Source organism: Roseateles chitinivorans (genome assembly GCF_050632145.1).
Lineage (GTDB): Bacteria > Pseudomonadota > Gammaproteobacteria > Burkholderiales > Burkholderiaceae_C > Roseateles > Roseateles chitinivorans_B.
On the sequence record NZ_CP192577.1, the window covers coordinates 3,137,082 to 3,162,564 of the forward strand.

Annotated in this window: 20 protein-coding genes and 2 pseudogenes; 20 read left to right on the forward strand and 2 right to left on the reverse strand. The window is 69.0% G+C overall.

From position 1 onward, the window contains the following. Positions 1–553 precede the first annotated feature (553 nt). The 3 genes from minC to minE are packed head-to-tail and all read left to right on the forward strand — an operon-like array spanning position 554 to position 2,635. On the forward strand, positions 554–1,492 hold the full coding sequence (minC, locus tag ACQ86G_RS14490) for a septum site-determining protein MinC (protein ID WP_431261186.1): 939 nt from the start codon (positions 554–556) through the stop codon (positions 1,490–1,492). A gap of 49 nt (positions 1,493–1,541) precedes the next feature. Beyond that, on the forward strand, positions 1,542–2,354 hold the full coding sequence (gene minD, locus ACQ86G_RS14495) for a septum site-determining protein MinD (RefSeq protein WP_088403458.1): 813 nt from the start codon (positions 1,542–1,544) through the stop codon (positions 2,352–2,354). 17 nt (positions 2,355–2,371) lie between these two features. Further along, a complete protein-coding gene (gene minE, locus ACQ86G_RS14500) occupies positions 2,372–2,635 on the forward strand; it encodes a cell division topological specificity factor MinE (protein WP_088403459.1) in 264 nt (87 codons plus the stop codon). A 3-nt stretch (positions 2,636–2,638) separates the two neighbouring features. Here the strand turns inward: minE and ACQ86G_RS14505 are convergent, their stop codons facing one another. Beyond that, a complete protein-coding gene (locus ACQ86G_RS14505; protein WP_431261187.1) occupies positions 2,639–4,180 on the reverse strand; it encodes a methyl-accepting chemotaxis protein in 1,542 nt (513 codons plus the stop codon). A 278-nt stretch (positions 4,181–4,458) separates the two neighbouring features. Between ACQ86G_RS14505 and ACQ86G_RS14510 the strand changes: the two genes are divergently transcribed. The 17 genes and pseudogenes from ACQ86G_RS14510 (at position 4,459) to ACQ86G_RS14590 (ending at position 24,591) form a co-directional block, all read left to right on the forward strand. Beyond that, positions 4,459–6,129, forward strand: a complete 1,671-nt coding sequence (locus ACQ86G_RS14510; protein ID WP_431261188.1) for a 3-(methylthio)propionyl-CoA ligase — start codon at positions 4,459–4,461, stop codon at positions 6,127–6,129. A 131-nt stretch (positions 6,130–6,260) separates the two neighbouring features. Then, positions 6,261–7,532 carry a branched-chain amino acid ABC transporter substrate-binding protein gene (locus ACQ86G_RS14515; RefSeq protein WP_431261189.1) on the forward strand — a complete coding sequence of 424 codons (1,272 nt, stop codon included), beginning with the start codon at positions 6,261–6,263 and terminating at the stop codon, positions 7,530–7,532. 132 nt (positions 7,533–7,664) lie between these two features. Continuing rightward, complete coding sequence (locus ACQ86G_RS14520; protein ID WP_431261403.1) at positions 7,665–8,609, forward strand: branched-chain amino acid ABC transporter permease; 945 nt, start codon at positions 7,665–7,667, stop codon at positions 8,607–8,609. Positions 8,610–8,806: 197 nt separating this feature from the next. Further along, positions 8,807–10,018 (forward strand): branched-chain amino acid ABC transporter permease, encoded by a 1,212-nt coding sequence (locus ACQ86G_RS14525; RefSeq protein WP_431261190.1) that lies wholly within the window; start codon positions 8,807–8,809, stop codon positions 10,016–10,018. Then, on the forward strand, positions 10,015–10,806 hold the full coding sequence (locus ACQ86G_RS14530; RefSeq protein ID WP_331614528.1) for an ABC transporter ATP-binding protein: 792 nt from the start codon (positions 10,015–10,017) through the stop codon (positions 10,804–10,806). The genes ACQ86G_RS14525 and ACQ86G_RS14530 overlap by 4 nt, the downstream gene beginning before the upstream one ends. Before the next feature lie 32 nt (positions 10,807–10,838). Further along, positions 10,839–11,591, forward strand: coding sequence for an ABC transporter ATP-binding protein (locus ACQ86G_RS14535; protein WP_431261404.1), 753 nt, complete (start codon positions 10,839–10,841; stop codon positions 11,589–11,591). 230 nt (positions 11,592–11,821) lie between these two features. After that, on the forward strand, positions 11,822–12,388 hold the full coding sequence (locus ACQ86G_RS14540) for a hypothetical protein (protein ID WP_431261191.1): 567 nt from the start codon (positions 11,822–11,824) through the stop codon (positions 12,386–12,388). A gap of 218 nt (positions 12,389–12,606) precedes the next feature. Further along, positions 12,607–14,702, forward strand: a pseudogene (locus tag ACQ86G_RS14545) (3-hydroxyacyl-CoA dehydrogenase NAD-binding domain-containing protein). Between the two features lie 28 nt (positions 14,703–14,730). Further along, the gene (locus tag ACQ86G_RS14550) at positions 14,731–15,906 is read left to right on the forward strand and encodes an acetyl-CoA C-acyltransferase (protein ID WP_431261192.1); all 1,176 of its coding nucleotides are present in this window, start codon (positions 14,731–14,733) and stop codon (positions 15,904–15,906) included. A gap of 27 nt (positions 15,907–15,933) precedes the next feature. Further along, positions 15,934–17,754, forward strand: coding sequence for an acyl-CoA dehydrogenase (locus ACQ86G_RS14555; protein WP_431261193.1), 1,821 nt, complete (start codon positions 15,934–15,936; stop codon positions 17,752–17,754). Between the two features lie 20 nt (positions 17,755–17,774). Continuing rightward, positions 17,775–18,567, forward strand: a pseudogene (locus ACQ86G_RS14560) (SDR family oxidoreductase). A gap of 24 nt (positions 18,568–18,591) precedes the next feature. Beyond that, the gene (locus ACQ86G_RS14565; RefSeq protein ID WP_431261194.1) at positions 18,592–19,044 is read left to right on the forward strand and encodes a PaaI family thioesterase; all 453 of its coding nucleotides are present in this window, start codon (positions 18,592–18,594) and stop codon (positions 19,042–19,044) included. A 217-nt stretch (positions 19,045–19,261) separates the two neighbouring features. Further along, a complete protein-coding gene (locus ACQ86G_RS14570) occupies positions 19,262–20,281 on the forward strand; it encodes an NADP-dependent oxidoreductase (RefSeq protein ID WP_431261195.1) in 1,020 nt (339 codons plus the stop codon). Further along, the gene (locus ACQ86G_RS14575) at positions 20,281–20,766 is read left to right on the forward strand and encodes a GNAT family N-acetyltransferase (protein WP_431261196.1); all 486 of its coding nucleotides are present in this window, start codon (positions 20,281–20,283) and stop codon (positions 20,764–20,766) included. The genes ACQ86G_RS14570 and ACQ86G_RS14575 overlap by 1 nt, the downstream gene beginning before the upstream one ends. After that, a complete protein-coding gene (locus ACQ86G_RS14580) occupies positions 20,763–21,740 on the forward strand; it encodes a glutathione S-transferase family protein (protein ID WP_431261197.1) in 978 nt (325 codons plus the stop codon). Before ACQ86G_RS14575 ends, ACQ86G_RS14580 begins: the two co-directional genes overlap by 4 nt. A gap of 91 nt (positions 21,741–21,831) precedes the next feature. Next, positions 21,832–22,737, forward strand: a complete 906-nt coding sequence (locus tag ACQ86G_RS14585; protein WP_431261198.1) for an SDR family oxidoreductase — start codon at positions 21,832–21,834, stop codon at positions 22,735–22,737. A 129-nt stretch (positions 22,738–22,866) separates the two neighbouring features. Next, positions 22,867–24,591, forward strand: a complete 1,725-nt coding sequence (locus tag ACQ86G_RS14590) for an ATP-binding protein (RefSeq protein WP_431261199.1) — start codon at positions 22,867–22,869, stop codon at positions 24,589–24,591. Between the two features lie 110 nt (positions 24,592–24,701). On the opposite strand, the gene kduD is transcribed toward ACQ86G_RS14590, so the two are convergent. Beyond that, the gene (kduD, locus tag ACQ86G_RS14595; RefSeq protein WP_431261200.1) at positions 24,702–25,481 is read right to left on the reverse strand and encodes a 2-dehydro-3-deoxy-D-gluconate 5-dehydrogenase KduD; all 780 of its coding nucleotides are present in this window, start codon (positions 25,479–25,481) and stop codon (positions 24,702–24,704) included. Positions 25,482–25,483: the final 2 nt, after the last annotated feature.

The following is a 25,483-nucleotide window of genomic DNA, read 5'->3' on the forward strand; positions in this document are numbered from 1 at the left end:
TAACTGTGTGGGAAACCTGCCGGGGATTGCTCTAAACCCTTGATCGACGGTCTCCCGAGGTTCCGTGCCTCATTTCCGGGCAAGCGAAATCGCGCTATATGAATCAATGGGTTAGCGACGTCCCGGGAAAACGATCAGCTGCGATGCAGCAGCGCGGTTCGCGGGACGGGTAGAGCGGCGGAATGGGGATAAGTCAAGCCCCGCATCCTCGATTTTTGGGTTGACAACCCTCCGATGACGCCGGAAGAGGCGACCCGACGGTAGCGCTGTCTTCCCTCCGAACGGCGGATCTATCCCCCGCCCCTGTGGACAAGCATGTGTGTCATTTGGCGATGACGCTTGCAAGTGCTTGTCACGAGCCGTATTCCGATGGTTTGCTCGAAAATGAGGCAGCCATCCTGCGGTTCATGACGACGCCCGGAGCGGACATGACAGGTCCGCGACGGTGTGCCCGAGGCGGGTCGGCGCCTGACGGGCTGGGCAGGCCCCTAAAGAGAGGCCTTCGCGCACCGCTAAAATCCGCGACTTTGCAAACGCATTCCTCATTTCTTACATGACGCAGGCAGTGGCGGGCAATTCATCGGGGCGGTCGGCCGCTGGCAAGTCCCCGGAACTTTTTGAACTGAAGAGCGCCTCGCTGAGCCTGCTCGCCCTCGTCCTGAAGACGGCCGATCCGGCCGCGCTCGACGCGGAACTCCAGGCCAAGCTGGGCGAAACGCCCGACGCGTTCCACCACGATCCGCTGCTGCTCGACCTGAGCCAGTTGCCGGTCGCGTCGGTGGTGGGCGCCGGCGACGCCATGGACGCGGCGGAGCAGGGCGCGGCAGCGGTGCCGTCGACCGACGGCCAGGGGCAGTTGAGCCTCGAGACCGAGACGCCGACCGTCGCCCTCGCCGAGGCCGTCGAGCCCGCCGCCCGCGTGGACATCGCCGCGCTGCTGCCGCTGCTGCGCCGTCACCGGCTGCAGCCGGTGGGCGTGGTCGGTGCCAACGCCGCGGAACTGGCGCAGGCCGCCGCGCTGGGTCTGGCCGAGGCGCCCGACCTGCCGGTGCGGGCCGAGCGTGAGTCGCGTGAACCGCGCGTCGAGAAGGTCGTCCAACAGGTCATCAAGGAAGTCATCGTCGAGCGCCCGGTGGAAGTGCCGGTGCCGACCGAGGCCAAGACCGTCTACGTCGACAAGCCGCTGCGCTCCGGCCAGCAGGTCTACGCCAAGGGCGCCGACCTGGTCGTGCTGGCGGCCGTGAACCACGGCGCCGAAGTGATCGCCGACGGCAGTATCCACGTCTACGCGCCGCTGCGCGGCAAGGCGATCGCGGGCGCGCGCGGCAACACGGACGCGCGCATCTTCGCGCAGCAGCTCGAGGCCGAGCTGATCGCCATCGCCGGCATCTACCGCACCAGCGAGAACCCGCTGCCCGACAACGTCCGGGGCAAGGCCGCGCAGGTCCGCCTCGACGGCGAAAAGCTGCTGATGGAGCCGCTGGGTGCCTGAGCCCGCGGATCCCTCCCAACCAGACACTCTGAAAAAAGGACCCAGCCCCATGACCAAGATCGTTGTGGTGACTTCCGGCAAGGGCGGTGTGGGCAAGACCACCACCAGTGCCAGCTTTGCCACCGGCCTCGCGATGCGCGGCTACAAGACGGCGGTGATCGACTTCGACGTCGGTCTGCGCAACCTCGACCTGATCATGGGCTGCGAGCGCCGCGTCGTGTACGACCTGATCAACGTCATCAACGACGAGATCAAGCTCAGCCAGGCGCTGATCAAGGACAAGCAGCTGGACAAGCTGTTCATCCTGGCCGCTTCGCAGACGCGCGACAAGGACGCGCTCAAGCAGGAAGGCGTCGAGCGCGTGCTGGACGAGCTCAAGGCGATGGAGTTCGACTTCATCGTCTGCGACTCGCCGGCCGGCATCGAGACCGGCGCGCTGATGGCCATGCACTACGCCGACGAGGCGCTGGTCGTGACCAACCCGGAAGTCTCCTCGGTGCGCGACAGCGACCGCATCCTGGGCATGCTCAACAGCAAGACCAAGCGTGCGATCGAAGGCAAGGAGCCCGTCAAGGAACACCTGCTGATCACGCGCTACAACCCCAACCGGGTCGAGGGCGGACAGATGCTCTCGCTCGAGGACATCCACGAGATCCTGCGCACGCCGCTGATCGGCGTGATCCCGGAAAGCGAAGTGGTGCTGCAGGCGTCCAACCAGGGCCTGCCGGCGATCCACATGAAGGGAACGGATGTTGCCGAGGCCTACGCCGACGTCATCGCCAGATTCCTGGGCGAGGACAAGCCGATGCGTTTCGTCGAGGCCGTGAAGCCGGGCTTCTTCAAGCGTCTGTTCAGCCGCTGACACCCAAGGGAGAGACCATGGGATTCATGTCCTTCTTCCTGGGCGAAAAGAAAAGCACCGCCAGCGTCGCCAAGGAGCGCCTGCAGCTGATCCTCGCCCATGAACGCAACGGTCGCGGCGCGAGCCCCGACTACCTGCCGCAACTGCAGCGCGAGCTGCTTGCGGTCATCTCGAAGTACGTCTCCATCAACCCGGACGACATCAAGGTCCACATGGAGCGCCAGGACGACCTCGAAGTCCTGGAGGTCAAGATCGAGCTGCCGGAAGGGCGCAAGCTCTGACCCTCAGAGCCTGAAGACCGCCACCGCCTGATTCAACTGGGCGGCCTGGTGCTTCAGGCTCTCTGCCGCCGCGGCGGCCTCCTCGACGAGCGCGGCGTTCTGCTGCGTGACCTGATCCAGCTGCGTGATGGCGTCGCCGACCTGGCCGATGCCCTGGCTCTGCTCGACGCTGGCGTGGCTGATCTCCGCGATCAGGTCCGACACCCGCTTCACCTGCTCGACGATCTGGCCCATCGTCTCGCCGGCCGAGCCCGCGAGGCGCGTGCCGGCCTCGACCTTGGCGCCGCTGTCGCCGATCAGCGTCTTGATCTCCTTGGCCGCCGCCGCGCTGCGTTGCGCCAGCGCGCGCACCTCGCTGGCGACGACCGCGAAGCCGCGTCCCTGCTCGCCGGCGCGCGCCGCTTCGACGGCCGCATTCAGCGCGAGGATGTTGGTCTGGAAAGCGATGCCGTCGATCGTGCCGATGATGTCGGTGATGCGGCGCGAACTCTCGTCGATCTGGCGCATCACCGCCACCACCTGCTGCACCGCCTGGCCGCCCTCGGTCGCGACCGTGGACGCGTTCTGCGCGAGCTGCGTCGCGGTGCGCGCGGTCTCCGCGTTCTGCTTCACCGTCGCGGTGAGCTCCTCCATCGATGCGGCCGTCTCCTCGAGGTTCGAGGCCTGCTCCTCGGTCCGCTGCGACAGGTCGGCGTTGCCGCTGGCGATCTCGCCGGTGCCCGTCGCGATCGAATCGCTGCTCATCCGCACCTGGCCGACGATGCGGGTCAGGCTCTCGTTCATCCGCTGCAGCGCGCCCAGCAGCTGACCCGTCTCGTCGCGGCTGTCGACACGGATCTCCGAACGCAGGTCGCCGGCCGCGACGGCCTCGGCCACCCTCACGGCCTGCGCCATCGGCGTCACGATCGCGCGGCTCAGCAGCCATGCGGTGCCCAGTCCCACCGCCGCGATGACGAGGGCGCCGAATCCCGCCTGCCAGCGCAGCGCCGCGCGCGCGTCGGCCGCGGCCTGGCGCGCCTCCTGCGCGTGGCTCTCCTGCATCGCGACGAACTGCCCGATGGCGTCGAGGTAGACCTTCACCGACGGCACGTACTCGTTCTGGACGATGCGGCTGGTGGCGCTCCAGTCGCCGGTCGCGCCGGCCTCGCGCGCCTTCTTGCTGGCTGCGAGCAGCGTCTGTCCCAGACCGACGATCTCCTTGAGCTTGGCCTGGTCCTCCGGCCGCTTGGCTTCGGCGGAGATCTGCTCGCGCAGCTTGGCGACCTCGGGCGCGTCGTTGGCGATGTTGGCCTTGAAGAGTTCGCCCACCGCCGGGTCCGAGCTGATCGCGCTGGCCATGCTGCGCGCCACCGCCGTCTGCGTCATGCCCTGCCACTGGACGGACTTGCGGATGATGTCCTGCGCCTCGTTGATGGCGACTGTGGATTCGCTGGTGATGCGGTCGCTGCGCCAGAGCGTGAACGTGCCCACCAGGAGCATCGCCACGATCAACAGCACGATCGCGCCGTTGAGCTTGCTGGTCAGGGGAAGGTCGTTGAGCCGCATCGTTGTCTCCTGGAGGTTCTGGTTTTTCGATGAGAGGACCTGGACGCACCGAATCTGAGCACCGCCGCGTGCCGCTGCCAAGAGAGCTTGCGCCCGCCGCGGTCCCGTGTAATCCCCTATGCCGGAAACGCCGCCGCGTCACTAGGGTGACGCGAGGCGCCCGGGGCGGTCGATAGACTGACTCGAACAGCCGAAATCAAGGCGCCCGTGCGCTGCCGGATCGCGTCCCGCGCGAGCCGGCGGCCAAGAGGCTCCGGCCACAATATCCAGGAGACGACATGGCACTGATGGGCCAGATGATGTCGATGCCCTTGCTGATCTCATCGTTGATCCAGCATGCGGCGCGCCATTCCGGGGATACCGAGATCGTCAGCAAGCGGGTCGAGGGCGACCTGCATCGCACCACCTGGGCCGCGGTCGAGTTCCGCGCCCGGCAGCTCGCGCAGGCCTTCGGGCGGCTCGGGCTGAAAGCCGGCGAACGCGTCGGCACGCTGGCCTGGAACGGCCACCGCCACCTCGAGATCTACTACGGGACGTCAGGTTCCGGCCTGGTCTGCCACACGATCAACCCGCGCCTGTTCCCCGAGCAGATCGCGTGGATCGCCGGCGACGCCGATGACCGGGCGTTGTGCTTCGACCTGACCTTCCTGCCGCTGGTGGAGAAGATCGCCCCGCAGCTCGGCCAGGTGCGCCACTTCATCCTGATGAGCGACCGCGCCCACATGCCGGCCGAGTCCTCGATCCCGAACCTGCGCTGCTACGAGGAGCTCGTCGACGCGGAGGACGGGAACTACGTCTGGCCCGAGTTCGACGAGAACACCGCGTCCAGCATCTGCTACACGAGCGGCACGACCGGTCATCCGAAGGGCGCCGTCTACAGCCATCGCAGCTCGGTGCTGCATGCCTACGGCGCGGCGCTGCCGGATGCGATGGCCTCCTCGCGCCGCGACGTGATCCTGCCGGTGGTGCCGATGTTCCACGTCAACGCGTGGGGCCTGCCGTACAGCACGGCGCTGGTCGGCTGCAAGCTGGTGCTGCCGGGACCGCACCTGGACGGCAAGTCGCTCTACGAGCTCTTCGAGAGCGAGAAGGTCACCTTCAGCGCCGGCGTGCCCACCGTGTGGCTGGGGCTGCTGAACTACGTCGGCGCCAACGGCCTGAAATTCTCGACCTTCAAGCGCACGGTGATCGGCGGCTCGGCCTGCCCGCCGGCGATGCTGCGCACGCTGATGGACGACTACGGCGTCGACGTGATCCACGCCTGGGGCATGACCGAGATGTCGCCGCTGGGCACGCTGTCGCGGCTCAGCAGCCGCCAGCTGGAACTGCCCAAGGAACAGCAGCGCCATCTGCTCGAGAAGCAGGGCAAGGCGATCTACGGCGTGGACATGGCCGTCGTCGACGACGGCGGCCAGGCGCTGCCGTGGGACGGCAAGAGCTCGGGCAACCTGGTCGTGCGCGGCCCGTGGGTCATCGACAGCTACTTCGGACACGATGGCTCGCCGCTGATCCGCGTCACCGGCGAGGACGGCCGCGACGCCGGCCTGTGGTTCCCGACCGGCGACGTCGCCGCGATCGACGCCGACGGCTTCATGCAGATCACCGACCGCAGCAAGGACGTGATCAAGTCCGGCGGCGAATGGATCAGCTCCATCGACGTCGAGAACATCGCGATGGCGCATCCCGCGATCCATGAAGCCGCCGTCATCGCCGTCGCGCATCCGAAGTGGGACGAACGCCCGCTGCTCGTCGTCGTGCGCAAGCCCACCGACGCGGGCGCGGCCCTGACGCGCGAGGCGGTGCTCGGTTTCTACGAGGGCAAGATCGCCAAGTGGCAGGTGCCCGACGACGTCGTGTTCGTCGACGAGATCCCGCACACCGCCACCGGCAAGATGCTCAAGCTCAAGCTGCGCGAGCAGTTCAAGGGCCACAAGCTGCCGGGCTGCTGAGCCCACCGGTCCCGCGTCGTCCGCAGGAGATCCGCCACCGCCATCGTTTTTCCTCTCCGCAGTCCGCTGCGGTCCGTCGTACCCGCCGCTTCACGCCCTTGCACACACACAAAGCACATCAGGAGACAAGCATGAGCAAGCACAGCACGCGTTCGATTTCCTCGCCGGTCCGTCCCGTGGCCCGCGCCATCGCGGTCGCGGCCTTTGCCGTCACGGCCGCCACTGGCGCGTATGCGCAGAAGGGCGAGACGGTGAAGATCGCCTGGATCGATCCGCTGTCGGGCCTGATGGCGCCGGTGGGTCAGAACCAGGTGAAGTCCTTCCAGTTCTTCGCCGAGAAGTTCAACGCCACCAACCCGGCCGGCGTGAAGTTCGAGATCATCCCGATCGACAACAAGCTCAGCCCCGCCGAGTCGCTCAACGCGCTGAAGTCGGCGATCGACCAGGGCGTGCGCTACGTGACGCAGGGCAACGGCTCGGGCGCGGCGCTGGCGATCATCGACGCCGTCAACAAGCACAACGAGCGCAATCCCGGCAAGGAGGTCGTGTACCTCAACCACTCGGCCGTGGACCCGGACCTGACCAACAGCAAGTGCAGCTACTGGCACTTCCGCTTCGACGCCGACACCTCGATGAAGATGGAGGCGATCACGACCTTCCTGAAGGACCAGCCCGACGTCAAGAAGGTCTACCTGCTCAACCAGAACTACGCGCACGGCCACCAGGTCGCGAAGTACGCCAAGGAAGGGCTGGCCAAGAAGCGGCCCGACGTGCAGATCGTCGGCGAGGACCTGCATCCGCTGGCCCAGGTGCGCGACTTCGCGCCCTACGTGGCCAAGATCAAGGCCGCCGGCGCGGACACCGTGATCACCGGCAACTGGGGCTCGGACCTGGCGCTGCTGGTGAAGGCGGCCTCGGAGGCCGGCTACAACGGCAAGTTCTACACCTACTACGCCGGCGTCACCGGCACGCCGACGGCCATGGGCGCGGCCGGCGCGGGACGCGTCTACCAGGCGGCCTACAACTACAACAACATGGGCGGCCAGATGGACACCTGGGCCAACGAGTTCAAGGCCAAGTTCAACGACGACTTCTACACCGGCAGCGTCATCCACATCTACTCGGCGCTGGGCGCGGCGATGGCCAAGGCCAAGAGCACCGACCCGGTGAAGGTGGCCGCGGCGCTCGAAGGCCTGAAGTTCAAGAGCTTCAACGGCGACGTCGAGATCCGCAAGGGCGACCATCAGCTGCAGCAGCCGATCTACATCTCCCGCTGGGAGAAGGTGGACGCCAAGCATCCGTACAACGTCGAGAACACCGGCTTCAACTTCGCGCCGGTGAAGACTTACGACGCGTATGTGAGCTCGACGCCGACCAGCTGCCAGATGAAGCGTCCCAGCTGACGCGCATCCGCACACCGCGAGCCGGACGGTTCGCGGTGGTGTTGCGTGATGCGACGCGATTGAGAGGATGAACTCTTGGAACAGATCCTGATCAACCTGCTGAACGGCCTGTCCTCGGGACTGCTGCTGTTCATGCTCAGCTCCGGCCTGACGCTGATCTTCAGCATGATGGGCGTGCTGAACTTCGCGCATGCGAGCTTCTACATGCTGGGCGCGTACGTCGCGTACTCGATCGCCGGGTGGGTCGGGTTCTGGCCCGCGCTGTTCCTCGCGCCGCTGGTGGTGGGCGGCCTCGGGGCCGTGTTCGAGCAGGGCGCGCTGCGGCGCGTCCACAAGTTCGGCCATGTCCCGGAGCTGCTGATCACCTTCGGCCTGTCGTATGTGGTGCTGGAACTGGTCCAGCTGGTGTGGGGCCGCACGGCGGTCCCGTTCCCGCCGCCGCCGTCGCTGCAGGGCGCGGCCTTCACCCTCATCCACGCGCCGGGCCAGGCGCTGCAGATGGCCTGGGGCGATGCGCCGGCCGCCGTGTGCGCGGTGGCGAGCTGTTCCAAGTTCCCGTTGACGCGCGCCTTCATGATGCTGGTCGCGCTGTTCATGCTGCTGTCGCTGTGGCTGCTGCTGACGCGTACCCGCATCGGTCTCGTCATCCAGGCCGCGCTGACGCATCCGGAGATGGTCGAGTCCCTCGGCCACAACGTGCCGCGCGTGTTCATGCTGGTGTTCGGCAGCGGCTGCGCACTTGCGGCGCTGGCCGGCGTCATCGGCGGCGTCACCTTCGTCACCGAGCCGTCGATGGCCGTGCTGGTCGGCTCCATCATCTTCGTGGTGGTCGTGATCGGCGGCATCGGCTCGCTCGCCGGCGCCTTCGTCGCCTCCATCGTCATCGGCCTGCTGCAGACCCTGCCGCTGACCGTCGACGCCTCCCTGGCGCAGGTCTTCAAGCTCGGCCCCGACACCTTCGGCTACCCGCTGCTCAAGCTCTCGCTGGCGCAGGTCGCGCCCATCCTGCCCTACCTGCTGATGGTGCTCATCCTGATCTTCCGGCCCAAGGGCCTGCTCGGCACGCGGGAGGGCTGACCGATGTCCGTCGTCATGGCTTCTTCCTCCGCGCCCGCCGCTTCCTCCGGGTCCGCGCCGGGTTCGCCGTCCGCCGCGCCCGCCAACGGTGGGACGCGGCGCGTCCATCCCGCGCCAGGCGCGGCGAGACCTACCACTTCAAGCCGCACAACGTCGGCCGCTGGCTGATCTGGGGCTTCTACGCGCTGGCGCTGATCGTGGCGCCGCTGATGTGGACCAGCAGCCTGGCGCAGACGATGCTGTCGCAGATGGGCATCGCCATCATCGCCTGCCTGTCCTACAACCTGCTGCTGGGGCAGGGCGGCATGCTGAGCTTCGGCCATGCCGTCTACACCGGGCTGGGCGCCTATCTCGCGATCCACACGCTCAACGTCGTCGGCGCGGGCCAGCTCGCGCTGCCGGTCGGACTGGTGCCCATCGTCGGCGGCCTCGCGGGCCTGTTCTTCGCGGCGCTGTTCGGCTACGTGTCGACGAAGAAATCCGGCACGCCCTTCGCGATGATCACGCTGGGCCTGGGCGAGCTGATCTGGTCGATGTCGCTGATGCTGCCGGAGTTCTTCGGGGGCGAGGGCGGCGTCTCCTCCAACCGCGTCGTCGGCAAGGCGGTCTGGGGCATCAGCTTCGGACCGCAGATCCAGGTGTACTACCTGATCGCGATCTACGCCTTCGTCTGCACCGCGCTGCTGTTCGCGTTCACGCGCACGCCGCTGGGCCGCATGCTCAACGCGGTGCGCGACAACCCCGAGCGCGTCGAGTTCATCGGCTACGACACGCAGTGGGTGCGTTTCCTCGCGTTCCTGATCGCGGGCTTCTTCGCCGGCGTGTCGGGCGGGCTGTCGGCGCTGAACTTCGAGATCGTCAACGCCGAGGTCGTCGGCGCGGCGCGCTCGGGCGCCTACCTGCTGTTCACCTTCCTCGGCGGCGCGACCTTCTTCTTCGGCCCCATCATCGGCGCCGTGCTGATGGTCGTGGCCACCGTGCTGCTGTCGGAGCTGACCAAGGCCTGGCTGCTCTACCTGGGCCTGATCTTCCTGTTCATGGTGATGTACGCGCCGGGCGGCATCGCCTCGCTGATCATGATGAACCTGCGGCTGGCGGCCTTCGGCAAGCTGCGGTCCTTGTGGCCGTCGTACCTCGGCCTGGCCGGCGCGGCGCTGACGATGCTGGTCGGCGGCTCGGCGATGGTGGAGATGCTCTACCACCTGCAGCTCAACGAGGCGCTCGGTCCGAAGATGACCTACCTGGGCGTGGCGCTCGATGCGAAGAGCGTCGAATCCTGGTTCGGCGCCGGCTTCGTGCTGTTCACCGGGCTGGGCCTGTTCGAGCTGGTGCGCCGCGAGTTCCGCGCCGAGTGGGACCGCGCCCAGGAAGAGATCGAGAAAGAGATCAAGCGGAGGGAGAGCCTGTGAGCGCGCACCACGCCCCGTATGCCTTGGAATTGAAGTCGGTCCGCAAGAGCTTCGGCAAGAGCGAGATCATCCGCGGCGCGGAGCTGGCGGTGAAGCCCGGCGAGCGCGTCGCGATCATCGGCCCGAACGGCGCCGGCAAGTCCACGCTGTTCAACCTGATCAGCGGCCGCTTCGCGCCCACCAGCGGCGAGATCCGGCTCTTCGGCGAGCGCATCGACCAGCTGGCGCCGTACCAGATCAACCGCCGCGGGCTGTCGCGCAGCTTCCAGGTCTCCAACCTGTTCACGCGGCTGTCGGTGTTCGAGAACATCCGCTGCGCGCTGCTCTGGTCCATGGGCCACAAGTACGCGTTCTGGAAGTTCCTCGCCGGCATGGACGACGTCAACGACCGCGTCGAGGAACTGCTGGAGATGCTGCACCTCGACAAGAAGCGCGACGTCCCGGCGGTGAACCTGACCTACGCCGAGGCGCGCGTGCTGGAGATCGGCATCACCATCGCCGGCGGCGCGCAGGTGATCCTGCTGGACGAGCCGACGGCGGGCATGAGCAAGAGCGAGACCAAGCGCTTCATCCAGCTGATCCGCCAGGTCACCGAGGGCCGCACGCTGCTGACGGTGGAGCACGACATGGGCGTGGTCTTCGGCCTGGCCGACAAGATCGCGGTGCTGGTCTACGGCGAGGTGATCGCCTTCGACACGCCCGACGCGGTGCGCGCCAACCCGCGCGTGCAGGAGGCGTATCTCGGATCGGTGCTGGCCGAATCGCAGACCGCGGGAGCCCACGCATGAGCGTCGCGATGAACGACTCCAATGTCGGCGCGATGCGCGCCGCCTCGACGGGCGCCCCGGTCGTTGCGGCCTCGCGCGCCTTGCAGCTCGACAACGTCCATGCCTTCTACGGCAAGAGCCATGTGCTGCACGGCGTGTCGATGGAGGTCCGGCCCGGCGAGATCGTCAGCCTGCTGGGCCGCAACGGCTCGGGCCGCTCCACGACGGTGAAGACCATCATGGGCCAGGTGGACGGCACCGGCTCGATCGCCTGGGGCGGCGAGGCGCTGCTGGGTCGCAAGGCCTACGAGATCGCGCACCGCGGCATCGGCTACGTGCCGGAGAACCGGGACATCTTCCCCAAGCTCACCGTGCACCAGAACCTGATGCTGGGCGAGAAGGGCGGTGGTGGTCGCAAGGGCGCCAAGCCGCGTTGGGCCTTCGACGACATGTACGCGATGTTCCCGCGCCTGAAGGAGCGCCAGCACACCGAGGCCGGCGTGCTGTCCGGCGGCGAGCAGCAGATGCTGACGCTGTGCCGCACGCTGATGGGCGACCCCGACCTGATCATGATCGACGAGCCCACCGAGGGCCTGGCGCCCAAGATCGTCGAGCTGGTCGCGGAGTACCTCAAGGAGCTCAAGCGGCGCGGCGTGTCGGTGCTGCTGGTCGAGCAGAAGCTGGCGATCGCGCTGGAGATCTCCGAGCGCTGCTACGTGATGGGCCACGGGCGCATCGTCTTCGAAGGCACGCCCGCCGACCTGCGCGCCAACGCCTACGTGCGCAAGGAGTGGCTGGAGGTCTGAACGGCGCGTCCCGTTCCCGCCCTCGCTCCGCCCCTCGAACTGCTTCTTGCTCCGCCTTTCGCACCGTCCTGTCGCCGCCGTGACGCGGCGGCGCATCCCGACATCCGCACCCCCACGTTCGTGGTCCCCGCACGCGTTGTGTCGTCCCCTGATCGGGGTGGCTCGCCGCTCCCCTTCGCGTGGCCCCGGCACTACATTGGCCGGCAGGCAACAAGAACAGGGAGCCCCCAATGAATTCGGTGCAGCCATGGATGGTGGCCGTCGGGACGCTGGCCGGATTGGCGGTCGGCGGTGCCGCCATGAGCGCGTGGTGGTGGCCCAAGCTCAAGCGCGCGCGCCGGCTGATCGACCGGATCGAGTCCTCGCGCCTGCTGCTCAACGAACAGACCACGCAGGCGCGGCGCCAGATCGAGCGCATGCAGATGGAACACGGCGAGCTGCGCCTCACCGTCGAGCGGCTGCGTCGCAAGCTGGCCGCCGCCGCGCCGCATGAGTCGGGCTACGGCAGCACGGACTCCCTGCTGCCGCTGGATTCGGTCTCGCCGGTGAGCGCCCCCACGCCGCTGCCGAGCTTGCGCCCGACGGAGAAGCCGCGTAGTGCCTCACCTGCTGCCCCGGCTCCTGCGCCGGCCCCCGCACCGACGATCGCGAGCATCGACGCCGCGCTCGCGCGCAACGACCGCGCCCACGGGCGCGTCGACGGCGGCTTCGCCCGGACCGAGATCCAGGACGAGGATCCGAACGACGATCCCCACTCGCGCGGCTTCCTGCCGACGCAGCTGGACAAGCCGTTCTGAGCCCGGCCCGGTCAGGCGTTCCTGACCGGTTGACCTGAGGGCCTCACCCCCGCGCATCGCGTTGCGACGCCCCCGCACTTCCCCCGTAGCGCCCTGTCACAGCAGAGACAAGCGGCGCGGCTCGGCGCTGCCTAGAATCGAACGATCGTTCTTTTCGCCGCCGGCCTTCGGGAGACATCCGGCCGCGGCGAGACTCTTCAGCATCGGAAGGAACAAGCATGGGTGCCAGCTACGAAGTCCGCGGTCAGGTCGCGGTGATCACGCTCAACAATCCGCCGGTCAACGGCCTGGGCCACGCCACGCGGCTGGCCGTCGCCGAGGGCGTCGAGAAGGCGGAGAGCGATCCCGCCATCAAGGCCCTCGTGATCACCGGCGCCGGCAAGGCGTTCTCCGGCGGTGCCGACATCCGCGAGTTCGGCTCGCCCAAGGCGCTGGCCGAGCCCAACCTGGGGTCGCTGATCACCCGCGTCGAGTCCTGCACCAAGCCGGTCGTCGCCGCGATCCACAGCGTCGCCATGGGCGGCGGCCTGGAACTGGCGCTGGGCTGCCACTACCGCGTCACCGCGCCGGGCGCCAAGATCGCGCTGCCCGAGGTCAAGCTGGGCCTGCTGCCCGGCGCCGGCGGCACGCAGCGCCTGCCGCGCGCGCTGGGCGTCGAGCCCGCGCTCAACATGATCGTCAGCGGCGAGCCGGTCGTCAGCGAGCAGCTCGCGCAGGTCCCCGGCCAGGTGCTGTTCCAGAAGGTCATCGACGGCGACCTGATCGACGGCGCCGTCCAGTTCGCGATGGGCATCGCCGACAAGCGTCCGCTGCCGCGCGTGCGCGACATCAAGGCCCAGCATCCCGAGGCCCAGGCCTACTTCCAGTTCGCGCGCAACACCGTCGGCGCGATGGCCAAGAATTTCCCGCGCCGCTGCAGTGCGTGGAGACCGTCGCCAACGCGGTGGCCATGAAGTTCGAGGACGGCATGCGCGCCGAGCGCGACGCCTTCCAGCAACTGATGCTGACGCCGGAATCCAAGGCGCTGCGCCACGCCTTCTTCGCCGAGCGCGACGCGTCCAAGATCCCCGACGTGCCCGCGGACACGCCGCTGCGCAAGGTCGAGCAGGTCGCCATCATCGGCGCCGGCACGATGGGCGGCGGCATCGCGATGAACTTCCTGAACGCCGGCATCCCGGTGACGATCCTCGAGATGAAGCAGGAGGCGCTGGACCGCGGCGTCGCCACCATCCGCAGGAACTACGAGGCGCAGGTCAAGAAGGGCAAGCTCAAGGAAGACCGCTATGCCCAGCGCATGAGCCTGCTGGGCACGACGCTGAGCTACGCCGAGATCGGCAACGCGGACCTGGTCATCGAGGCCGTCTTCGAGGACATCGGCGTCAAGGAGCAGGTCTTCAAGCAGCTCGACGCGGTGATGAAGCCCGGCGCGATCCTGGCCAGCAACACCTCGACGCTGGACGTCGACAAGATCGCGGCCTTCACCAAGCGTCCGCAGGACGTCATCGGCACCCACTTCTTCAGCCCGGCCAACGTGATGAAGCTGCTGGAGGTGGTGCGCGGCGCGGCCACCGCCAAGGACGTGCTGGCCACCGTGATGGCGCTGGGCAAGAAGATCCGCAAGACCTGCGTCGTCTCGGGCGTCTGCGACGGCTTCATCGGCAACCGCATGATCGAGCAGTACAGCCGCCAGGCCGGCTTCCTGCTGGAGGAGGGCTGCACGCCGCAGCAGGTGGACAAGGCGCTCGAGCGCTTCGGCTTCGCGATGGGCCCGTTCCGCATGGGCGACCTGGCCGGCAACGACGTGGGCTGGTACATCCGCAAGCGCCGCTACCTGGAGAAGCCGGACCTGCGCTATTCCAAGACCGCCGACCTGCTGTGCGAGATGGGCCGCTTCGGCCAGAAGACCGGCGCGGGCTGGTACGACTACCTGCCCGGCAAGCGCGACGCGATCCCGTCCAAGACGGTGCTGGAGATGATCGACATGCACCGCTCGGCGCTGGGCATCACGCCGCGCAAGATCAGCGACGAGGAGATCGTGCAGCGCCTGGTCTTCGCCCTGGTCAACGAGGGCGCCAAGATCCTGGAGGAAGGCATCGCGCTGCGCGCCTCCGACATCGACATGGTCTACCTGACCGGCTACGGCTTCCCGCTGCATCGCGGCGGCCCGATGTGCTACGCCGACACGGTCGGCCTCTACAACGTGGTGCAGGCGATGAAGCGCTTCGCCAAGAACCCGCTGGACGACGGCAAGTTCTGGGAGCCCGCGCCGCTGCTGCAGCGCCTGGCCGACCAGGGCAAGGGCTTCAACGACTGACCCCCGCGGACCGCATCAGGAGAAAAGAATGAGCAAGGCATTGATCGTTTCCACGGCCCGCACCCCGCTCGCCAAGAGCTGGAAGGGTTCGTTCAACATGAGCCACGGCGCGACGCTGGGCGGCCACGTGGTGCGCGCGGCGCTGGAGCGCGCCGGCATCGAGGGCGGCGAGGTCGAGGACGTCCTCATGGGCTGCGCCACGCCCGAGGGCGCCACCGGCGGCAACATCGCGCGCCAGATCGCGCTGCGCGCCGGGCTGCCGGTGAGCGTCTCCGGACAGACCGTCAACCGGTTCTGCTCCAGCGGCCTGCAGACCATCGCGACCGCGGCGCAGCGCATCATCGCGGGCGAGGCGGACGTGTTCGTCGCCGGCGGCGTGGAGAGCATCTCCTGCGTCCAGAACGAGGCCAACCGCCACATGGGCCACGAGAGCTGGCTGTCGGCGCACAAGCCCGAGATCTACTGGTCGATGCTGCAGACGGCCGAGAACGTCGCCCAGCGCTACAAGATCCCGAAGGAGCGCATGGACCGCTACGGCGCGGCCAGCCAGCAGCGCGCCTGCGCCGCGCAGGCCGAAGGCCTGTTCAACGCCGAGATCGTGCCCATCACCGTGATGGCCGGCGTCGCCGACAAGGTGCGCGGCATGACGACCCGGGAAGTCACCGTCAGCGTCGACGAAGGCCTGCGCGTGGGCACCACCTACGAGAGCATCAAGGACATCCGCACGGCCATCCCCGGCGGCGTGGTGACCGCCGGCAACGCGAGCCAGTTCAGCGACGGCGCGGGCGCCTGCGCGATCGTCAGCGAGGCCTATGCCGAGAAGAAGGGCCTCAAGCCGCTGGGCCGTTTCCTCGGCTTCGCCGTGGCCGGCTGCGAGCCCGACGAGATGGGCATCGGCCCGGTCTTCGCCGTGCCCAAGGTGCTCAAGCGCCTGGGCCTGAAGGTCTCGGACATCGACCTGTGGGAACTCAACGAGGCCTTCGCCGTGCAGGTGCTGTACTGCGCGGACAAGCTCGGCATCCCGATGGACAGGTTGAACGTCAACGGCGGCGCGATCGCGATCGGCCACCCGTACGGCGTGTCGGGCCAGCGCCTGACCGGCCATGCGCTGATCGAGGGCAAGCGCCGCGGCGCCAAGCGGGTCTGCGTCACGATGTGCATCGGCGGTGGCATGGGCGCCGCAGGCGTGTTCGAAGTCCTCTGATCGTTTCCGCCAACTGCTGAGGTCCGCATGCGCCAGACGCTGGAATTCTTCCTCTACGACTGGCTGAAGGTGCAGGACCTCGGCCGGCGCGAGCGCTTCTCGGAGCACTCGCGGGAGACCTTCGACGCGGTGCTCGACACCTGCGAGAAGATCGCCCGCGAGAAGTTCGCGCCGTTCAACCGCCTGGCCGACACCGAGGAGCCGCGCTTCGACGGCGAACGCGTGCATCTGCCGAAGGCGACGCACGAGGCGCTCGCCGCCTATGTCGGCTCCGGCATGCTGGCCGCCGCGCAGGACTACGAGCACGGCGGCATGCAGCTGCCCTGCGTCGTCGAGATGGCCGCCAACTGCTTCTTCAGCAAGGCCAGCGTGTCCCTGGGCGGCTACGCGATGCTGACCAACGGCAACGCCAACCTGCTGATGGCGCACGGCACGGACACGCAGCGCGAAGTCTTCGCGATGAACGAGCTGGCCGGGCGCTGGTTCGGCACCATGTGCCTGTCGGAGCCGCAGGCCGGATCGTCGCTGTCCGACGTCGCCACGCGGGCCGACGCGGACGGCGCGGACTTCGAGGCGGATCCGCTCGGCCCGCGCTACCGGCTCACCGGGAACAAGATGTGGATCTCCGGCGGCGAGCACGAGATCACCGAGAACATCGTCCACCTCGTACTGGCGAAGATCCCCGGCCCCGACGGCAAGCCGCTGCCGGGCACCAAGGGCATCTCGCTGTTCATCGTGCCCAAGCACCTGGTGGACACGGACGGGCGGCTCACCGGCGAGCGCAACGATGTGTCGCTGGCGGGCCTGAACCACAAGCTCGGTTATCGCGGCACGACCAACTGCCTGCTCAACTTCGGCGAAGGGCGTCAGACGCCGCGCGGGAAGAAAGGCGCGATCGGCTACCTCGTCGGCAAGCCCGGCGACGGCCTGCGGCAGATGTTCCACATGATGAACGAGGCCCGCATCGGCGTCGGCCTCGGCGCCGTGATGCTGGGCTACGCCGGCTACGAGGCCAGCCTCGAGTACGCGCGGCAACGTCCTCAAGGTCGACCGGTCACGACCGCCGGCGTCAAGGATGCGGCGCGGCCGCAGGCGCTGATCATCGAGCACGCCGACGTCAAGCGGATGCTGCTGGCGCAGAAGAGCTTCGTCGAAGGCGGGCTGGCGCTCGAGCTGTTCTGCGCGCGGCTCGTCGACGAGCAGCACACGGGCTCGGAGAACGAGGTCGCCGCCGCGAAACGGCTGCTCGAGGTCCTGATCCCGATCGCCAAGAGCTGGCCCAGCGAGTGGTGCCTGGAGGCGAACTCGCTGGCGATCCAGGTGCTGGGCGGCTACGGCTACACGCGCGATTTCCCGGTGGAGCAGTACTGGCGCGACAACCGCCTGAACATGATCCACGAGGGCACGCACGGCATCCAGGCCTTGGACCTGCTGGGCCGCAAGGTCGTGATGGACGGCGGGCAGGCACTGATGGCGCTGGCCGCGCGCATCAGCGACACGGCGCAGCGCGCCGGCCAGGTGCCAGGTCTTGCCGAGGCGGCGAACGAACTCGGCGCGGCGCTGGCCGCCGTCGGCGGCGCCACGAAGAAGGCCTGGTCCACCGGCGAGCCGGAAGCGGCGCTCGCCAACGCGACGCCCTACCTGCAGGCCTTCGGGCACACGGTGCTGGCGTGGGTGTGGCTGGACGTGGCGCTCGCGCTCGACGGCCGGGACGATGACTTCGCCCACGGCAAGCGCGCCGCGCAGCGCTACTTCTTCGCCTACGAGCTGCCCAAGATCCACGCCTGGCTGGGCGTGGTCGCGCGGCGCGAGGCGCTCACGCGCGAGATGCGCGACGAGTGGTTCTGAACAACATCAAGGAGACGACGATGAGCAACAAGGTGCAAGACCTCTTCGACCTGACCGGCCAGGTGGCGCTGGTGACCGGCGGATCGCGCGGCCTCGGCCTGCAGATCGCCGAGGCGCTCGGCGAGGCCGGCGCGACGCTGATGCTGAGCTCGCGCAAGGCCGCCGACCTGGAGGAGGCCGTGGCGCATCTGAAGGCGCGCGGCATCGCGGCGCAGTTCGTCGCCGCCGACGCGTCCGACGAGGTCCAGGCACGCGGCATCGTCGAGCAGACGCTGGCCCAAGCTCGGCAAGATCGACATCCTCGTCAACAACGCCGGCGCGACCTGGGGCGCCCCGGCCGAGGACCATCCGGTCGAGGCCTGGGACAAGGTGATGGACCTCAACATCCGCAGCCTGTTCGTGATGAGCCAGGAAGTGGCGAAGCGCAGCATGATCCCGCGCCAGTCGGGCCGCATCATCAATGTCGCCTCGATCGCCGGCCTGGGCGGCAACAGCGGCATGATGAAGACCATCGCCTACAACACCAGCAAGGGCGCCGCGGTGAACTTCACCCGCGCGCTGGCCGGTGAGTGGGGCGTGCACGGCATCACCGTCAACGCGCTGGCGCCGGGCTTCTTCCCCAGCAAGATGACCAAGGGCCTGATGGCCGCGATCGGCGAGGACAAGCTCGCCGAACACGCCCCGCTCAAGCGCATCGGCGATGATGAGGACCTCAAGGGCGCCGCCCTGCTGTTCGCGAGCCGCGCCGGGAAACACATCACCGGGCAGATCCTCGCGGTCGACGGCGGCGTCTCCGCCGTCCATGGCAGCTGATCGCGCCGCATTCATTCCCGTCCCATGTCCGAGCCGCTGAAGTTCCCCGTCCACATCCCCTTCGTCCAGCAACTGGGCTTCGAGCTGATCCGCATCGACGAGGGCGAGGCCGAACTGCGGGTCGACATCCGCGAGCTGCACCTGAACTCGTGGGAGGTGGCGCACGGCGGCGTGCTGATGACGCTGCTGGACGTGGCGATGGCGCATGCGGCGCGCAGCGCGCACCGTGACCAGCCGGGCTTCGGCCCCGGCGTGGTGACGGTGGAGATGAAGACCAGCTTCATGCGCCCCGGCGAGGGCGCGCTCCGTGCCGTCGGCCGGCTGCTGCACCGCTCGACGACGATGGCCTTCTGCGACGGCTCGGTCTACGGCGAGGACGGCCAGCTCTGCGCCCATTCGACCGGCACCTTCAAGTACCTGAAGGCGCTGCCCGGGAAGGGCCGCAGCCTCAAGACGCTGCAGCGCAGCGAGGACTGAGCACGCGCGGACGACGCCGAGCGCGTCGGGAGCGCCGGAAGCCTCGAGCGTGCAGGAAAAGCACGCTCGTTCTTTTCTGTCGCGCGAGGGACGCGGCGGGCGCGGCGCGCGTGGTTCAATCGTTGGCATTCCGTCACGGATCGCGGGCGCCAGCGCCGCGCGATCCCGTTCCACGCGCCATGCCCTGACGTGGCCGACATCGACCGAGGAGCCTTCCATGAGCCCAGTGAACCGCCAGATCCATCTGGCCTCCCGCCCGACCGGCGAGCCCGGCACCGACAACTTCAAGCTGGTCGACCAGGCGATCCCTGACCTGGCCGACGGGCAGGTGCTGGTCCGCAACCACTACCTGAGCCTGGATCCCTACATGCGCGGCCGCATGAACGACAGCAAGAGCTACGCCGCGCCGCAGCCGCTGGACGCGGTCATGATCGGCGGGACGGTGGGCGAGGTGGTCGCGTCGAAGAACGCTCACTTCATCGTCGGCGACAAGGTCGTCGGCATGGGCAACTGGCAGGAGTACCAGCTCGTCGACGCGAACCAGCGCGGCGTGCTGCAGAAGGTCGACACGACGCACGTGCCGCTGTCGGCCTACCTGGGCGCGGTCGGCATGCCGGGCGTGACGGCCTGGTACGGCCTGGTCAAGATCATCGATCCGAAGCCCGGCCAGACGGTCGTGGTCAGCGCCGCCAGCGGCGCCGTGGGCGGCGCGGTGGGCCAGCTGGCCAAGGTGCGCGGCGCGCGTGCCGTGGGCATCGCCGGCGGCGCCGACAAGTGCCGCTACGTCGTCGAGGAACTCGGCTTCGACGCCTGCATCGACTACAAGCAGCACGGCGACCTGAAGTCGCTCAGCGGCGCGCTGAAGGCGGCCTGCCCGGACGGCATCGACGGCCACTTCGAGAACGTCGGCGGCATGATCCTCGACGCGGTCATGCTGCGCGCCAACGCGTTCAGCCGCGTGGCGATGTGCGGCATGATCGCCGGCTACAACGGCGAGCCGATCCCGCTGACCTTCCCGCAACTGATCCTCACGAACCGGATGAAGGTCGAGGGCTTCATCGTCTCCGAGCACATGGAGGTGTGGCCCGAGGCGCTGAAGGAACTGGGCACGCTGGTCGCTACGGCCAAGCTGAAGTTCCGCGAGAGCGTCGCGCAGGGCCTGGAGAACGCGCCCGAGGCCTTCCTCGGTCTGCTCAAGGGCCGCAACTTCGGCAAGCAACTGGTGAAGCTGGTCTGATGGCCGGCCCGCGCTGGATCAGCCAACCCTTCGACGAACTCGGCGTGCGCGGCCTGTACCGCGCGTTGCGGCTGCGCGCGGAGGTCTTCGTCATCGAGCAGCGCTGCATCTACCTCGATCCGGACGGGCTCGACGAGCACGCCTGGCATCTGCAGGGCATTGGGCAAGGCATGGGGCAGGGCGCCGACGGCGGCGAGGCACTCTTCGCCTACGCGCGGCTGCTGCCGCCGTCGATCGGCGATGGTGCGGCCCGCATCGGCCGCGTGATCACGGCGCCGACGGCCCGCGGCGGCGGCCTCGGCCGCGCGCTGATGAGCCAGGCGCTGCGCGAGTGCGAGAGGCTCTGGCCCGGCCAGCCGATCGAACTCGGCGCGCAGGCCCACCTGCGCGAGTTCTACGGCAGCTTCGGCTTCACGCCGATCTCGGACGTCTACGACGAGGACGGCATCCCCCACATCGACATGCGCAAGGAGGCGACGCCATGAGCGGACCCACCCCCGAGCCCTCCTCATCCTCTTCGACCGGCCTGCCGTCGGCCGACGACCTCGTCCTGCACCACTACAGCAGCTCGCCCTTCGCCGAGAAGACGCGGCTGATGCTGGGCCTCAAGGGCCTGGCCTGGCACTCGGTGACGGTGCCGATGGTGCTGCCCAAGCCCGACGTCGTGGCGCTGACCGGCGGCTACCGCCGCACGCCGTTCCTGCAGCTCGGCGCCGACATCTACTGCGACACCGCGCTGATCGCCGAGGTGCTGGAAGGCCGGCGTCCGACGCCCAGCCTGTTCCCAGCGGCCGTCGCCGGGCACGCGCGCACGCTGGCGCAGTGGGCCGACACGGACCTGTTCTGGACCGCGCTGCCCTACGCGATGCAACCGGCCGGCGCGACCGCGCTGTTCGCCGGCGCGCCGCCGGACATGCTGAAGATCTTCGTCGCCGACCGCAAGGCGATGAGCGAGGGCATGCCGCAGGTGCGCGGCGTCGATGCCGGCGCGGCGCTGACGCAGTACCTCGACTGGCTGTCGGCCATGCTGTCGGACGGCCGGCCATGGCTGCTCGGCGACCAGACCAGCATCGCCGACCTCAGCGTCTACCACCCGCTGTGGTTCGTGACCCGGACCGGACCGCTGGCCGAGATCTTCCAGCCGCACGAGGCGCTGCGGGCCTGGATGGCGCGTGTCGCCGCGATCGGGCACGGCGAACGCGCGGGCAAGCTCGACGGCGCCGGTGCGATCGCACTGGCGAAGGCGTCGACGCCGCGTCCGGCGCTGGTCGAGGAGGGGCTCGGCTTCGCCGCCGGCGACGCCGTGACCGTCACGCCGTACGACTACGCCCGCGATGCGGTCGCCGGGGAACTCGTGGGCCTCACCTGCCGCACCGTGACGCTGGCGCGCGAGGACGAACGCGCCGGCCGCGTGCACGTGCACTTCCCGCGCATCCGCTACACGCTGAAGGCGGCGTAGTCCGTCCGGCGCATCGACGACGGATGGCCGTCGGGACGGGCGAATCGACACGACGGGCCCACAAGACATCGAAGATCAAGGAGACAGGCGCATGAAGGACTATCAAGGCAAGACGGCGGTGATCACCGGCGCGGGCTCGGGCTTCGGGCTCGAGGTGGCGCGCATCGCCGCGGCGCGCGGCATGAACCTGGTGCTGTGCGACGTGCAGCAGGACGCGCTCGACAAGGCGGCCGCCGAGTTCGCCGCGCACCCGGTGCTGGCGCGTCGCGTCGACGTGTCCAAGGCCGACCAGATGGAGGCGCTGGCCGCCGCGGTGAAGGAGCGCTTCGGCGCGCCGAACGTCGTGTTCAACAACGCCGGCGTGGGCTCGGGCGGCTTGATCTGGGAGAACGCGCTCTCCGACTGGGACTGGGTCCTGGGCGTCAACCTGATGGGCGTGGTGCACGGCGTGCGCCTGTTCACGCCGATGATGCTGGAGGCCGCCGGCAAGGATCCGGCGTGGCAGGGCCACATCGTCAACACCGCCTCGATGGCCGGCATGCTGAACCCGCCCAACATGGGCGTCTACAACGTGTCCAAGCATGCGGTGGTGTCGCTGAGCGAGACGCTGTACCAGGACCTGGCGCTGGTGACGGAGCAGGTGCGCGCGTCGGTGCTGTGCCCGTTCTTCGTGCCCACCGGCATCACGCAGAGCCACCGCAACAGGCCCGGCGAGCTGGGGGCCGGCAAGCCGACCAAGAGCCAGCTGATCTCGCAGGCGATGACCGACAAGGCGGTCAGCTCCGGGAAGCTGACGGCGGCGGACGTCGCGCGGATGGTGTTCGAGGCGATGGACGAGGAGCGCTTCTACATCTTCAGCCATCCGCAGGCGCTCAAGGGCGTGCAGACGCGGCTGGAGGACGTGATGCAGCTGCGCAACCCGACCGATCCGTTCGAGGACAAGCCGGAGATCGGCCAGAAGCTGAAGGAGTCGCTGCGGGCCTCGCTGCGCGGCTGACCCCGGGCGGGGCCCCTCCGGACGGCGCCCGGGCATGCGTCGTCGGGGCCTGACACTTCTGACAGGGACCACCCTGGATGCGGGAGAGCCCTTCCCCTCCAAAGGGGGGCGTGGGCTCACAATGGTCCCGTGGTCCCGTTCGCACTCCCCCGAATCCTCCGCATCCTGCCGCGGCTGCTGCCGATCCTGGTGGCGGCCCTGGCGGCGTGGCTGGCCTTGGCGGGGCAGGGCCACGCGGACCCGCGCGACTGGCTGACGGCCGAGGAGCGCGCCTGGGTGGCGCAGCATCCGGTGCTGCGGGTCGGCGGCTCGGCCAGCTACGGCCCGTTCACCTACGTCGACGAGGAAGGCCGCCTCACCGGCCTGTCGATGGACTACACGCGGCGCCTGACGGAGCTCACCGGGCTGCACTTCGAATTCCAGCCGCCGCGGCCCTTCGCCGACAACCTGGACGCGCTGGCCGCCGGCACGCTCGACGTGCAGATGTCCTTGCGCGAGACCCCGGAGCGCGCGCAGCGCTTCGGCTTCACGCGGCCCTACATCACGGTCCCGGCGGTGCTGCTGCGCCGCGCCGGCGCGGGCGACGATCCGCTGCGGCCGGGCGAGCCGGTGGCGGTGGCGCGGGGCTACGCGGTGGCGGAATTCCTGCGCGACCGCTACGCGACCAACCCGTTGCAGGTCGAGATCGACGATCGCTCCGTGCTGCGCCGGCTGACCGGCGGTGAGGTCGGCGCGGCGGTGATGGACCTGGCCGGCGCGACCTACCTGATGCGGCGCGACGGCATCGGCAACCTGCGCGTGGTGGACGACATCGGCTTCGCCTACGGGCTGGGCATCGGCTACCGCCGCGACTGGCCGATGCTGGGCCGCATCCTGGACAAGGCGCTGACGCGCATCGGCGACAGCGAGCGCCAGGCCATCGCCGACCGCTGGATCACGCAGGACACGGCGGCGATGCGCTGGCAGCGGCGGACGCTGTGGGGCGTGGGCATCGCGCTGGCGCTGGTGATCGCGGGACTGGGGGTGACGCTGCTCTGGAACCGCGCGCTGCAGCGCCAGGTGCGCCTGCGCGGCGAACTGCTGCAGCGCGAGCTCGTCGAGCGCATGCGCCTGCAGGACGTGGACCGGGCCCGCGAGCTGGCCGAGGTCACCAGCAAGACCAAGAGCGAGTTCCTGTCCCAGGCCAGCCACGAGCTGCGCACGCCGCTGAACGCGGTGCTGGGCTTCAGCCAGCTGCTCGCCCACGATCCCAAGCGGCCGCTGGACGACCTGCAGCACTCGCGGCTGCGGCACATCGACGAGGCGGCCAAGCACCTGCTGGTGCTGATCGAGGACATGATGACGCTGTCGCGCGTCGAGGCCAACACCCTGACGGTGCAGTCGCTGCCCCTGCAGGCGGGGCCGCTGCTGCGCCGGGTGGTGGAGCTCGCGCAGCCGGCGGCGGACGCGGCCGGCATCGACCTGCAGGTCGGCATGACGCCCGAGGAGGACAGCACCCTCCCGCTGGTGCAGGCCGATCCCATCCGGCTGGAGCAGGTGCTGCACAACCTCATCTCCAACGCCATCAAGTACAACCGGCGCGGCGGCTGGGTGAAGGTCCGCGCCTGCGCGGAACCGCGCGGCTTCCGCATCGAGGTGGCCGACAACGGCATCGGGCTGAGCCCCGAGCAGCGCTCCCAGCTGTTCCAACCCTTCAACCGGCTGGGACGCGTGGATCAGCCCGGGCACGGCATCGGGCTCGTCATCTGCAAGCAGCTGATGGAGCGCATGGGCGGCCGCATCCTCGTGGACAGCGAGAGCGGGCAGGGGTCCCGGTTCACGCTGGAGCTGCCGGCGGTGCCGACTGCGGCCTAGTCGGCAGGACGCGCGCGGCGCGCTGGGCGCATCCCCATCGTGCCATGCAGTGCGTGCCGCCATCGCGCCACGGCGGCCCCCTTGGCCGACCTCGCTGACAAGCTAACAGGCTAACGAGCCAGCCAACCGCCATCCACCGCGAGCGTGTGGCCATGCACGTAGCGCGCGGCGTCCGAGGCCAGGAACACGATCGCGCCCGTCAGGTCCTGCGGGTCTCCCCAGCGCCCCGCCGGGATGCGTGCCAGGATGGCCTCGTTGCGTTGCGCGTCCTCGCGCAGCGCCGCGGTGTTGTTGGTGCTCATGTAGCCCGGCGCGATCGCGTTGACGTTGATGCCCAGCGGCGCCCATTCATTGGCGAGCGCGCGCGTCAGCCCGAGCACGCCGCTCTTGCTGGCCGTGTAGGAGGGGACGCGGACGCCGCCCTGGAAGGACAGCATGGAGGCGACGTTGACGATCCGGCCGCCCGAGCCCTGCGTCACGAAGCGCTGCGCCGCCGCCTGCGACAGCCGGAAGACGGCGCCGAGATTGACCGCCATCACCTCGTCCCAGTCGGCTTCGCTGAAGTCGATGGCGGCCTGCCGCCGGATGATGCCGGCGTTGTTGACGAGCACGTCGATGCGTCCGTCCACCGCGGCCGCGGCGGCGGCCATGAGATCGGTCGCGCCGCCGCGGTCCGACAGGTCGGCGCCGAGGTCCGCGTTCAGGTCCACGTAGCGCCGGCCGAGGGCGGCCACCGCCGCCGCCAGGTCGCCCGGATCGGAGCGGTTGATGCCCACGATGTCGGCCCCGGCCTGGGCCAGGCCCAGGGCCATCGCGCGGCCCAGCCCGGTGTTGCAGCCGGTGACGACGGCCGTGCGGCCGGCGAGGTCGAAGAGGGGGAGGGTGCTCATGG